This window comes from Antarctobacter sp., from assembly GCF_048262615.1.
In the GTDB taxonomy this organism is placed as follows: Bacteria; Pseudomonadota; Alphaproteobacteria; order Rhodobacterales; family Rhodobacteraceae; genus Antarctobacter.
The window spans coordinates 1-12,242 of the sequence record NZ_JBLXFB010000049.1 but is presented as its reverse complement, the minus strand read 5'-3'; the positions used below and the strand labels follow the sequence as shown (position 1 = coordinate 12,242).

At 63.8% G+C, this 12,242-nt stretch carries 12 protein-coding genes and 1 pseudogene; 6 read left to right on the top strand and 7 right to left on the bottom strand.

Annotation, left to right across the window (positions count from 1 at the left end; all coding sequences use genetic code 11):
- The 7 genes and pseudogenes from ACN0S5_RS23470 to ACN0S5_RS23440 all read right to left on the bottom strand — a co-directional run.
- A pseudogene (locus ACN0S5_RS23470) lies at positions 1–92 on the bottom strand (electron transfer flavoprotein subunit beta/FixA family protein); the annotation flags it as partial.
- Between the two features lie 182 nt (positions 93–274).
- Positions 275–1,000, bottom strand: coding sequence for a hypothetical protein (locus ACN0S5_RS23465; RefSeq protein ID WP_417211653.1), 726 nt, complete (start codon positions 998–1,000; stop codon positions 275–277).
- Between the two features lie 3 nt (positions 1,001–1,003).
- Positions 1,004–2,122 carry a M48 family metallopeptidase gene (locus ACN0S5_RS23460; protein WP_417211652.1) on the bottom strand — a complete coding sequence of 373 codons (1,119 nt, stop codon included), beginning with the start codon at positions 2,120–2,122 and terminating at the stop codon, positions 1,004–1,006.
- Positions 2,122–3,336, bottom strand: coding sequence for a DUF898 family protein (locus ACN0S5_RS23455; protein WP_417211651.1), 1,215 nt, complete (start codon positions 3,334–3,336; stop codon positions 2,122–2,124). Before ACN0S5_RS23455 ends, ACN0S5_RS23460 begins: the two co-directional genes overlap by 1 nt.
- Positions 3,337–3,465: 129 nt before the next feature.
- The gene (locus tag ACN0S5_RS23450) at positions 3,466–4,590 is read right to left on the bottom strand and encodes a M48 family metallopeptidase (protein WP_417211650.1); all 1,125 of its coding nucleotides are present in this window, start codon (positions 4,588–4,590) and stop codon (positions 3,466–3,468) included.
- Positions 4,587–5,810 carry a YjgN family protein gene (locus tag ACN0S5_RS23445; protein WP_417211649.1) on the bottom strand — a complete coding sequence of 408 codons (1,224 nt, stop codon included), beginning with the start codon at positions 5,808–5,810 and terminating at the stop codon, positions 4,587–4,589. Before ACN0S5_RS23445 ends, ACN0S5_RS23450 begins: the two co-directional genes overlap by 4 nt.
- 272 nt (positions 5,811–6,082) lie before the next feature.
- Complete coding sequence (locus ACN0S5_RS23440; protein WP_417211654.1) at positions 6,083–8,512, bottom strand: DNA topoisomerase IV subunit A; 2,430 nt, start codon at positions 8,510–8,512, stop codon at positions 6,083–6,085.
- A gap of 165 nt (positions 8,513–8,677) precedes the next feature.
- Between ACN0S5_RS23440 and ACN0S5_RS23435 the strand changes: the two genes are divergently transcribed.
- From ACN0S5_RS23435 to ACN0S5_RS23410, 6 genes are all read left to right on the top strand, one after another.
- Positions 8,678–9,397, top strand: coding sequence for an SH3 domain-containing protein (locus ACN0S5_RS23435; protein WP_417211648.1), 720 nt, complete (start codon positions 8,678–8,680; stop codon positions 9,395–9,397).
- A gap of 89 nt (positions 9,398–9,486) precedes the next feature.
- Entirely contained in the window at positions 9,487–10,320 is an 834-nt protein-coding gene (locus ACN0S5_RS23430) for an SDR family NAD(P)-dependent oxidoreductase (RefSeq protein WP_417211647.1), read from the top strand.
- A gap of 64 nt (positions 10,321–10,384) precedes the next feature.
- On the top strand, positions 10,385–10,585 hold the full coding sequence (locus tag ACN0S5_RS23425) for a twin transmembrane helix small protein (RefSeq protein ID WP_417211646.1): 201 nt from the start codon (positions 10,385–10,387) through the stop codon (positions 10,583–10,585).
- A 2-nt stretch (positions 10,586–10,587) separates the two neighbouring features.
- A complete protein-coding gene (locus ACN0S5_RS23420) occupies positions 10,588–11,163 on the top strand; it encodes a cob(I)yrinic acid a,c-diamide adenosyltransferase (protein WP_417211644.1) in 576 nt (191 codons plus the stop codon).
- 256 nt (positions 11,164–11,419) lie between these two features.
- Positions 11,420–11,983: a hypothetical protein gene (locus ACN0S5_RS23415; RefSeq protein WP_417211643.1), complete on the top strand. Its 564-nt coding sequence runs from the start codon at positions 11,420–11,422 to the stop codon at positions 11,981–11,983.
- A gap of 126 nt (positions 11,984–12,109) precedes the next feature.
- A partial coding sequence (locus ACN0S5_RS23410) for a GTP-binding protein (protein ID WP_370273275.1) occupies positions 12,110–12,242 on the top strand: 133 nt, incomplete at its 3' end.

Sequence of the window (12,242 nt, the reverse complement as noted above, 5' to 3'; positions counted from 1 at the left end):
ACGTTTGCCAGATCGACACCCGATCCGTCCGCCTTCACGCGAACTTTCACGTTGTAATCGATCACGCGCTTGACCGGTACCAGGACCTTCATCTGCGTGTCTCTCCTCAGGTTTGTCATGCCCGCGGGAGGGCCCGCGAAACTTCCTTGCAGGGTGGTGTAGCCCGCCCGGACAGGTGGAAACAGCGAAAAATCGTCGCGTTATTGTCTTTGCGCGTCGCCATGACGGAACGTTTTTCGGTATGTGGTCGATTTCAATCGGACCGGTTGCGCTATCAGACGTGAAGCAACCCGTCGTAAAGCTGTCCGGCCATGGCCTGTACCGCCTCGCTCTGGCTCTCATCCAGGCAGATGTCGAAACAGCGTTCCTGCAAAAGCGGGCTGCGATACCAGTCCATCACCTGTGCCGATGCCTTGGCCAGACCGGGGCGGTCGCTCTCCCAAAAGGCGGTGTGCCAGAGCCAGATACCGCCGCCGCGATGGCACCAGTCGGCGTGCAGGCGCGTCACCAGCGCGCCATCGGACCACGCCCAGACGCGATCAAGGATGCGGGTCATGTCGTGCCCGGCGCGGGCGAACATGCAAAAAATGTCATCGAGGCAGCCCAGACGTGACGGCACCGCGGTTTGCGCGTCGATCAGCGCGGCCTCATATTCGGCGATGACCGCGTTTTCCCGGTCAGTCCACAGATCGGCCCGTCCGGTTTCGAACCGCTCCAGCGTCAGCTCGACGCTCAGGCCAAGTTCGGTCCCTTGGGCCAAAAGCTCGAACACGCGGGGCAGCAGGTAGCGCCGCAGGTCGGGCGAGGCCGGGCCGCCGAACGCCGCGTGATACCAGTCATCCAGCAGCGTGACGGGCATGGTGCGCCTTGGGACGCGGAAAAACCGGGCGTTGTTTTCCGGTGTCATACAGCAGTCGGTGCAGGCCTGATGGCTGTCGGGAACCGGCCCGTCAATTTCTTGCCAGGCCCGGTCGACGGCGTGTTGCAGCGCGGGGGTCACGGATCACCGGCAGATGGCGCGCAGCGCCTGCCACTCGGCCTTGTTCAGGATCGGCCGCGTACCGGACTGGGTCTGTGCAAAGCCGCGCGCCTGTTCAGCACGTTCAGCAGTCACCGGGTGGGTCGACAGATAGGCGGGGATCTCGATGCCCTGCAAATCCCCCAACTCGTCGAAGAACCGGGCAAAGCCGGTCGCATCGACATTGGCCGAGGCCAGCATGTCGAGCGCAAACAGATCGGCGGCGGCTTCGGCGTCACGGGTATAGGCGGCGGTGATCAGTTGCTCACCGACCAGCGCGATGGCGGCCCCGCCGGTGAAATCGCCGATAAGCATGGTCAGCAGTCCGGCGGACCCGGCGGTGCGCAGGGCGTGGCGGGTGGCATCACGCGACTCGACATGGCCGATTTCATGCGCCAGCACGCCCGCCACCTCATCCGGGCTTTGCGCGCTCTCCAGCAGCCCGCGCAGGATCACCACCTGCCCGCCGGGGGCGGCAAAGGCGTTGACCATCGCGTGATCGAAGACCTGCGCCGAAATCTGATACTCCATCTCGCGGTTGTCGGTCAGCCGCGCCAGCATGGTGATCAGCGCGGCCCGCCCGGCCGGGTCCTCGCAGCGCAGGGATTTCTTGTCGGTGCGGCCCAGCACGCGCTCCATCTGGGATGTGACAACCTTGCCAAAGGCGATCTCACGTTCGACCGGGATGATCTGCGCCAGCGTGTTGGCCATGGCGGGCAGGATGACAAACAACATCAACCCCGCGGCGACAAGCGCGCCGCCGCTGTACAGAAACACCTTGCGCCACGTGCCCTTGTGCAGATCCCGGCGGAACAGGCCGGGCCGGGTGCGGTGCATCCATGCGATCAACTCGGGGTCGTGCAGGACCAGCCGGGCAGGGTCGCGCGGGGCCTCATCATCGGTCTCGGCATGGCGGGTGAGCGTCAGGCGACCCTTGTGAGAGGTGTCGCTGAGCGCCCGCAGGTCCATCAGCGACCAGCGCAGCGGCTCTGCCAGACTGTCGCCGGTGATGAGCATGGCCTGCCGGTCGTCGGACAGGGCGACATGAACCTCATGCCGCCCCGCCGTGAGGCCATCAAAGAAATGCGCCTCTGTCTTTTGCATCAGATCGCGCCACCGATATCCAGCGCGTCGGCAAAGCCTTCGGCGTCAACACCGGTTTCGGCCTCACGCTGGGCGATGCGGTTCAGGCCTTCGGCGTTCACGATCTCCAGCTTTTCGATGTAATGCGCCAGAACCGGCTGGGTGATCAGGATCAGGCTGAGCGCCTGAGTCAGAACCAGCGCCACGACATAGCCGACCGCCATCACGATGCCAAAGGCGACCATTCCGACACCGTTTTCCAGCAATGGAATAAAGGCTGCGGCGATGGCGCCCACGATGCCGAAGGCGACCGACGCCAACAGGCTGACCAGCAAGCCGCCGAGGATATAGGTCTTGATGACAAAGCCAGTGCGCGGGGCGGCGGTAAAGCGGATGTCGTCACCCAACATTTTGTTTGCAGTCAGGTATGCAAAGGACTGCACCCCGTAGTGGATGCCGCCGATGAGAGCCCAGATATAGCCGACAAAGGCCGCGAATCCGCCAAGCCCGGCCAACGCCATATTCTCGGATGCTACGCCGCCGCCGATGAGAAGAAAGCTGACGACAAGGATGCCGATACCGATGAGCAGGTGCGTCATCGCCCCATACAGATCGGTCCATTTGCCGTTTTGGGTAAAGCGCGCAGAGCCGTAAAAGCTGCGGTCTGTTTGATATTTCTCTAGCTTGAAAGTTTGTAGTGGCGTCAAGATGCCCAGCGTGATGACCGCAAGAAACCCGTAACCCATCGCGCGCCAGACAAAGCCCCACGCGCCTTTTTCCATGCCAAAACGGATACCCCGCCAGCGAGAGCGCGCCATCTTGTAGCGCCGTGCACGGTAAGTTGCGTAAAGGATAAAGGGGAGGACCGCGAAGAAGGTTATGTAGATCGCCGCCATCTGGGCAATGACCTGTTGGGGTGAGGCGGTCTCGGGGTCAACCATGACGTTCAGGCCCGCATAGAACAGCACCATCTGGATGATGCCGACATAAATCGCCAGAAAGACCACGGCGATCAGGAAGCCAAGGAATTTCTCGATGCCCGTGCCGGTGTATTCAAAGGTGTCGCCACCCGCGTTGACCGAGGACCAGATGTATTTTCGAATGCGGGTCTTTTGCCAGAAACGGTAGATGCCCAGCGTGACAACAGTCAGCAGGCCGGTGTTGAATGCGAGGTTGAAAAGCGGGCCTTTTTCGCCGGTATAACGAATGTCCATGAAATCCTGATCAGTACTCATTTTACTATCTCTCGGTCGCGGGGTGGGGCGCGTGAGGGAGCGCGCTGTCGATACGCCCACGATGGGGGGCCGGGCCAAGCGCGTAAAGTCGGGAATGCCTGCCCTTTCGGGGGCTGTTGCGGTCCGGCGTCAGTACAGCGATCCGCCCGCACAAATATCGCGCAGGGCCTGCCATTCATCGGCGGTTAGCAGTGGCCGGGGCTGCAATTCGGCGGGCACGGCCTTGCGGGCGGCGGCGATGCGGTCGCCCAATCTGGGATGGGACAGAAAATGACCGACAAAGCCCTCGGCGTCGCCCCCCAGCGCGCGAAACCGTTCGAACATCACCGCCAGCGCGGCGGGCGACAGACCGGCGCGGATCATCAGGTCATGGGCATAGACATCCGCCGCCCCCTCTGCGCCCTGACTGTACTGTGCCTCTATCAGTTGTTCCGCCAACAGCAGGACAACCGCGCCGCCCGCGAAATCGCCAAAGATCAGCCCCAGCACCCCGATCGACCCGGCAGAGCGCAGCGCGTGCCGGGTGGGGTCGCGGCTGACCACGTGGCCGATCTCATGGGCAAAGACCGCGGCCAGTTCCTCGGGGGTTTCGGCCTCGTCGATGAGACCGCGGAAAAAGACGATCTGGCCGCCGGGCAGGGCAAAGGCATTGACCATCTCGTGATTGAGAACATGCACAGACAGGTCGGCGGGCGGGTCCATTTGCGCGGTCAGCCGCGCCTGTATCTTGCGCAGGGCCTGCTCGCCCTTGGGCGCGGTGCAAAAGGCGATGGGATGCAACCCGGTGTCGTCCAGCGCCTCGCGGATCTGGGTCAGTGTGACCTCTCCCAGCGCCTTTTCGCCGTCTGGCGGGATATATTCGGCCAGTTGATCGGCCATCAGCGGCACCAGAACAAACAGGATCAGCGTCACCGAGGCCACCGCCGCCAGCGCCCAGCCGACCAGACGCCCGCGCCGGACAAGCGGCGCGGGCCGTGTCCGGTTGGGCAGGCGTGCGCGGATGTCGCCGTGGCGCAGGACCAGTCGGGCCACCGGGTCGCCCTTCAGCCGCAAGACGATCAGGTCATTGCCGGCCTGATCCATGACCTCGCGTATGTCGTCTATCGGCCAGTCGATACCGTCTCCGGTCAACGTGCGGCTGTCAGAGTCGATGCGCAGGGAGACGGGGCGCGCGACCGGGGTTTCGCCGTCAAAGAAATCGCCCTCGGTTTCGAACGGCGGTGGCTTGACGCCCATGTGCTGCACGATGCTCATAGCGAGGCCCCCACATCCAGCGCTTCGGCAAAGCCTTCGGCCTCAAGGTGGTCGTCGCGTGGGCGCTGGCGGATGGCGGGCAGGGCCTCGGCCCCCTCGACCCGCAGCCCGCGCGCGTAGAGGCGGATCAAGGGCAGCGTGACCCAGGCCTGCGTCAGCGCCGACCAGAGCAGGAAAATGGCGAAATAGCTCATCGCCGTCATCCCCACCAGCAGCCAGCGGTCGGCCCCGGCAAAGATCTGTGACAGATCCGCCATGCCGATTTCTGTCAGGGTTTCCGCCGATTGCAGGCGCAGGAACAGCACAGCCAGAAAGGCGGTGGGGATCGCCGAGACCAGCAGCGCAAGCGCATAGCCCGACAGCACAATCCAGAACACCCGCAGCGGGTTGATCGTCAGGTGCAGGCGCAGCGGGCCAAGACGCTTGGCCCCGGCCATACGCTTGCGGGTTTCGACGCGGTAGTACACCGCGCCATAGAGCATCAGGAGCCCGGCAAGGACGTATCCCAGCACCGCCAGAGGGGCGAGCCCCGCGCCTAGCACAATGGTCGAGACGAACAGCAGGCCAATGGAAACGAGATGCCATTTGATGCACCAGAACAGCATGAACCACGACCCGCCCTGTTCCATGTTGTGATCGCCGAACCATGTCCGGTCGGTGCGGTATTTTTCCAGCTTGAAGGTCATGCGCGGCCACAGCAGGCCCAGCGTGATCAGCGTCAGCACCCAGTGCCAGAGCGCGCGCAGCGCATAGCCCCACGCGCCGGGGGCCAGACCAAAGCGCAGCCCCATCCATCGGCTGCGCGCCAGCACGTACCGCCGCGCCCGGTAGCGGGCGTAGAACCAGATCGGGATAACCCCCACAAAGCTGAGCGCATAGGCGGCGGTATTGCCCTGAAAGACCGCAAAGCTGGCGAACATCAGGCCAAGGTTCACGACACCGATGTAAAACGCCAGAATGACCACCGCGATGAGGAAGCCCAGCAGTTTCTCGAACGGATCGCCAACGTATTCCAGCGGGTGCCCGCCGGGGCGGATCGCGGACCAGTACCAGCGGCGGATGCGGGTCTTTTGCCAGAACCGGTAAAAGCCAAGGCTGAGCACGGTCAGAACGCCGGTCCCCAATGTCAGCTTGAACAGCGGCCAGCGACGCCCCGCGAACAGCGTCGACAGACCGTCGTCCCGCACCTCCTGCGTCACATCCTCGGCCTGCACCTGCACGCCCGGAGATGTCCCGTGCCCTTCCAAAACGGTCCCTGCCTCCCCGCCGGTCCTGCGGGCAGAGTGGCGGTTTCCCGACCGGTGCGCAACTGCGGTGTTGCGTGGCGCATCGCCGGGGCCCCGGATCTGGTCAGGGGCGGGATGATCCGGCCCGGACCCAAGCGCCCCGCTGTCCCGGATTTGATCCGGGACCTCTTGGCGGCGGGATTGGTGTTGCGCAGGCGAGTGCGGTTAACCTGTTGTTAACGCGCGATGTTTCGCGCGCGAAACATTCAGTTGAACTTGTTGTCTCTTGGGAAGCCGCGCGGTGCCATGCGGCCGGTTCCGGCGCGTTTGCCGACCCATTCCCCAAGCTCGGCGGCATCGACCGTGCGGGTGCGTCCCGCCGGGTCCTGCCACGACAGGCCCGCCTCCATCAGGAAGGTGCGCGCGTCACACAATCCGCCGTCCTTGTACTTTTGCAGCCGCACACCCTTGCCGCGTCCCATCTCGGGCAATTCGTCGAGCGGGAAAACCAGCAACTTGCGGTTCTCGCCTACGACGGCGACGTGATCGGCGGTCACCGGCTTGCACACCAGTGCCCGCGCCGGGGCGCGCACGTTCAGCACCTGCTTGCCGGTCCGGGTTTGGGCGATGATCTCATCCTCGGGCGCGATAAAGCCGTCCCCGGCAGAAGAGGCCACCAACAGCTTGCGGCCCGGTTGGTGGATGAAGATGTCGATGATCTCTGCCTCGTTCGGCAGATCCACCATCAGGCGCAGCGGTTCGCCCATGCCACGCCCGCCGGGCAGCGCCGCCGCCGACAGGGTGTAAAAGCGTCCCGTGGAAGCAAAGACCAGAAGGCGGTCGGTGGTTTCGGCGTGGAAGATAAAGCGCGGTCCATCGCCGTCCTTGAACTTCAACTCGCGGTCCAGTGCGATATGCCCGGTCATGGCGCGAATCCAGCCCATCTGCGAACAGACCACGGTGATCGGCTCGCGGTCTATCATCGCCTCCAGCGGGACGTCCTCGGCCTCTCCGGCCTCGGCGAGGGCGGTCAGGCGGGCACCGCGATCCAGACCCTTGCCGAACTTCTTCTTGACCTCTTTCAGCTCGTCCGTGACGCGCTTCCATTGCAGGTCTTCGCTGTCCAGCAGATCCTCAAGGCCGGCGCGCTCTTCCATCAGGGCGTCGCGTTCCTTGACCAGTTCCAGTTCCTCAAGGCGGCGCAACGACCGCAGACGCATGTTGAGGATCGCCTCCGCCTGCACATCGGACAGACCCTCTGACCGGCCCGCAAAGCGCGCGGGCACCTTGGCGTCGGTGCCGTCATCGGCCAGCACGCCGCGCGCAATTGCCTCTGGATCCTCGCGCAGTTCCAGCGCGGCGACGTCGACACCGATCAGCGGTGAGACATAATCGCTTTCGTCCGTGGCGCGGGTGAGGGTGGCCTGATGTGGGCGCGACCAGTCCTCATACATCAGGGCGGCCTTGGGGTCGTCGTCATAGCGGATGATGTCGATCACGCGGTCCAGGTTCAGGAAGGCGACAATCAGCCCTTCGAGTACCTCAAGCCGGTTGTCGATCTTGGCCATGCGGTGACGCGACCGTCGGATCAGCACCTCACGCCGGAAATCGAGGAAGGCGCGCAGCACCTCCTTGAGCGAGCAGACCTTGGGCGTGACGCCGTCGATCAGCACGTTCATGTTCAGCGAAAAACGGATTTCCAGATCCGAGTTCTTGAACAGCATGTTCATCAACACGTCCGGGTCGACGTTCTTTGACCGTGGCTCCAGCACCATGCGCACGTCTTCGGCGCTTTCGTCGCGGACATCGGCGAGGATCGGCACCTTTTTGGTCTGGATCAACTCGGCGATGCGTTCGACCAGTTTGGACTTTTGCACCTGATAAGGGATCTCGGTCACGACAACCTGCCATGTCCCCCGGCCCAGATCCTCGACCGACCATTTGGCGCGCAACCGGATGCTGCCGCGCCCGGTGCGATAGGCCTCTGCGATGTTTTCCGCCGGTTCGACAATCACGCCGCCGGTGGGGAAATCCGGGCCGGGGACGTATTGCATCAGCGTATCGTCCACCGCATTGGGCGAGCGGATCAGATGCAGACAGGCGTCGATCAACTCACTGATGTTATGCGGCGGGATATTGGTGGCCATGCCCACCGCGATGCCGCTGGACCCGTTGGCCAGCAGGTTCGGGTAAGAGGCGGGCAGCACCGACGGTTCCATCAGGCGACCGTCGTAGTTGGGGCGGAAATCGACCGAGTTCTCGTCCAGCCCCTCGATCAGCGCCTCTGACATGATGGTCATGCGCGCTTCGGTATAGCGGCTGGCGGCGGGGTTATCGCCGTCGATATTGCCAAAGTTGCCTTGGCCATCGACCAGCGGGTAGCGAATGGTGAAATCCTGCGCCAGACGCGCCATGGCGTCATAGATCGCCGTGTCACCATGCGGGTGGAAATCCCCCATGGTGTCGCCGCTGATCTTGGCGGATTTCAGGAAGCCGCCGGTGGAACTAAGTCGCAGCCTGCGCATTGCATATAGGATACGTCGATGAACCGGCTTCAGCCCGTCGCGCGCATCGGGCAGCGCCCGATGCATGATGGTGCTGAGCGCATAAGTCAGATAGCGCTCGCCAATCGCGCGGCGCAGCGGCTCTGCAAGGTCGCGTTCGGGCATGTTGGGGGTATCGGCGTCGTCATCCATAGATGTGGTAATATCCATGCCACGTCGCCGCAGCAAGCGGGGCCGGGGAATAATCCGGGTTTTTCCCTTAGAGGAAAACCGGGAATCGCTTAAAAACAGTCAGCGCGCTCCGGGGTGGACGCAACTGGCGTACGGCAGTGAGGGGGGGTAAAGATGGTTCGCATCATGGTAGTGACATTTGCGGTACTGGGGTGGTCCTGGTACGCGCTGTCGGGCGGCAGCGATTTTGTGCCGGGGCAGCACGGTGTGACGATCCTTGCCGAGCCGGACACATCCGCGCCGCGCAGGGGGCCGGACGGGCCCTCGCTTGCAGGTTTGAAACCGACCCCGACGCCCGTGATCGACCCTGTTCCCGCGCCGCGCGTGACGTCCCTGCGCGACCGCCAGCCGCTGCCGTCGAAGTCGGTGAAGGCGGTTGTGCCGCCCGCCGACGCGGTCCCCCGCACCCGCACCGAAGAGGTCCGCCCGGCGATTGTGCCTGCATCCGCCCCTGTCAGCCCGCCGGTCGCCGGAGCCGCCGGAGCCGTGGACGAGATCGCGCTGGCATTGGCCGGGGCGATCCCTGCGGAGGAAGACACCTTTGACCCGACCGCACCGATGCCCCGGATCGCGGGGCTGGGCACCTCACTTCCTCTGGGAACAAAGATGGGCGAGGCGCTGGCCCCGGAGTTTGTGCCCGAGTCTCGGGACCTGCGGGTTGTCTCTGCCAGCCGCGTGAACCTGCGGGACGGTCCGGCGACCTCTTATGACGTGGTCGCCAAACTGGATGAAGGAGTCGAGGTCGAGGTGCTGGACGACACCGGCGACGGCTGGGTCAAGCTGCGGGTTGTCGATGGCGACACTCTGGGCTGGATGTCGGACGATTTCCTGACCGCCTCCAACTGAGGCACGTTTGGCACGCGCCGGGGCGTCGGACGGGCTGGGCCGTTACGGTGCCCCTTTCCTTTCCGGCACCTGAGCCGTAGAGCGCGCGCATGACAGGGCGATCCATTCTCATTACCGGCTGTTCCTCGGGGATCGGCTATGACGCGGCGCATGGGCTGAAGGCGCGGGGGTGGCGGGTGTTCGCTGCCTGCCGCCAAGAGGCGGACTGCGCGCGGTTGCGGGCCGAAGGTTTTGACAGTCCCCGTCTGGACTATAGCGATGCCGCCAGCATCGAGGCGGCGCTAGCGCAGGTGCTGGACGCGACCGGCGGCACGCTGGATGCGCTGTTCAACAACGGAGCCTACGCAATGCCGGGCGCGTCAGAGGATCTGCCGCCCGAGGCGCTGCGCGAGATCTTTGAGGCGAATGTCTTTGGCTGGCACGACCTGACGCGGCGCGTGATCCCGGTGATGCGGGCGCAGGGCCATGGGCGGATCGTCAATAACGGGTCGGTTCTGGGCATTGTCGTGGCCCCTTGGCGGGCGGCCTACAATGCCACCAAGTTTGCCACCGAGGCGCTGACAAGCACCCTGCGGATCGAGATGCGCGACACGCCGATCCATATCATCCTGCTGAAGACCGGGCCAATCACATCGAACATTCGCCAGAACTCGATCCCGCATTTCGAACGCTGGATCGACTGGAAGGCCAGCCCGCGCGTCGCGCAATACCAAGACAGCCTGCTGAAGCGGCTGTATGAGGATCGCGGCACGCCCGATACCTTTGAATTGCCGCCCTCCGCCGTGACGGCCAAGCTGATCCACGCGCTGGACAGCCCACGCCCGCGCCCCCGCTATTTCGTCACCCGCGCCACATGGCTGATGGAGACCGCACGGCGTCTGTTGCCCGGTCGGGCGCTGGACTGGATGCTGGCCAAGGGGTGACTTTCCGTCCACTCGCTTTTTCGCGCCGCTCCACTATGTGTCGTCCAAAGCCTCAGGAGGCGTTATGGCCAATGATCCCCTCTTTATCGTCGTCGCCGTTGCAATGCTGGCGGTTCTGGCGGTCCTGCTCTTCGGCATCGGCAGTTTTGCCAAGGGCGGTGCGTTCAACAAGAAATATGCCAACAAGGCGATGCGCTGGCGGATTGCGGCGCAATTCATCGCCGTTGTGCTGATTCTGCTGTTTGTCTGGATAAGAGGGGGCTGACCATGGTCGTTCTGAGCAAAATCTACACCAAGACCGGGGATGCCGGTGAAACGGCGCTGGGCAACGGCGCGCGGGTGGCAAAATTCGCCACGCGGGTGACGTCTTATGGCACCGTGGATGAGCTGAATTCGGTGGTCGGTCTGGCGCGCTTGCAGGCCGAGGGGGATCTGGATTCGCAACTCAGCCGGATACAGAACGACCTGTTCGATCTGGGGGCCGATCTGTGCACGCCGGACATGGAAAAGGACGCGGAGCGCGCGTATCCGCCGCTGCGCATGGTTGCGGCGCAGGTGTCCCGGCTGGAGTCGGAAATTGACGTGATGAACGGCGTGCTGGAGCCGCTGCGCAGTTTCATTCTGCCCGGCGGGTCGGCGCTGGCGGCGCATCTGCACCACTGTCGCACGGTCGCGCGGCGGGCGGAACGGTTCACCGTGGAACTGGCGACGATGGAGTCGGTGAACGGCGAGGCGGTCAAATACCTCAACCGTCTGTCGGACTGGTTCTTTGTCGCGGCCCGCATTGCCAATGACGACGGCAGGGCGGATGTCTTGTGGGTTCCGGGCGCGAACCGCACCTAGCACGGCGCCCCCCCCTCCCTGCTCTGACGAAAACGTGACCCGCGGGGTCATTGGCGGGACAAACCGGTGGCCGGGCGGATTTTCTGCCGTGATGCCCGTTTGTTTGGGTGTTAAGGGCCGCGGTTTACCGCCTGGCCATCTGTGGCTCCTTGGTCGCTGTTGCGAAGATAGGCACGGACAGGGGGTCGACAATTTTGGCGAGTGAATGCACGCAGGCGGGTGGCACCTGTCGAGGGGCCATCAAGGAGGGATATATATGATCCGGATCGCTGCCGTATTGCTGCTGGCGCTGGGGCTGGTTGCCTGCACGGATGCCACGCAGGACCTGACCGGGCCGACAGAGCCTATGGGGAATTTCCTGCTCGGCCACGCCGAGGTTGTCACCGAAAAACCCGCGCCGTCCAAGCTGCTGGTGTCGCGCGATGCGACGCCGGAAGAGTGGATCAAGGCCATGGACGGCGCGCTGGAAACCCGGTTTCGCCGGTTCGACGGGGACAGCTATTATCATCTGGGCGTCAAGGTGATCGCCTATTCGCTGCCGCCCCCGATTGTTCCGGGCAAATCTGCCCTGCATGTGACGGCGACGATCTACGACGACGCCAACTGCATCAAGATGAATCCCAAGGTGCATGACGTCATGGTGATTCAGGTCTTTGAGACGCGGCTGGAACTGACCCGCGAGGAGCAGATGCAGCGTCTGGCCGAGACCGCCGCCAAGGACATCGAAAAGTGGCTGCGCGAAAAGATGGAAAGCGACGGCTGGTTCACCGAAGACTACAAGCCCGCCCGCAACGCGCCCAAGATCGCCGGCGGCTGCTGAAAGCAGGCCGGGGCACGGCGCAAAACCCAAGTGGCGCTTGATTTTCGCCGTCCGACTCAATAAACGGCGCGCGATGAAACTCTCGGGGCTCGTCGACGGCCCCCCTAACCGTGAGGCGTCTTGAAGATGGGTAAGGAAAAGTTTGAACGCGGCAAGCCGCACTGCAACATCGGCACGATTGGTCACGTTGACCACGGCAAGACGACGCTGACGGCGGCGATCACCAAGTATTTCGGTGACTTCAAGGCGTATGACCAGA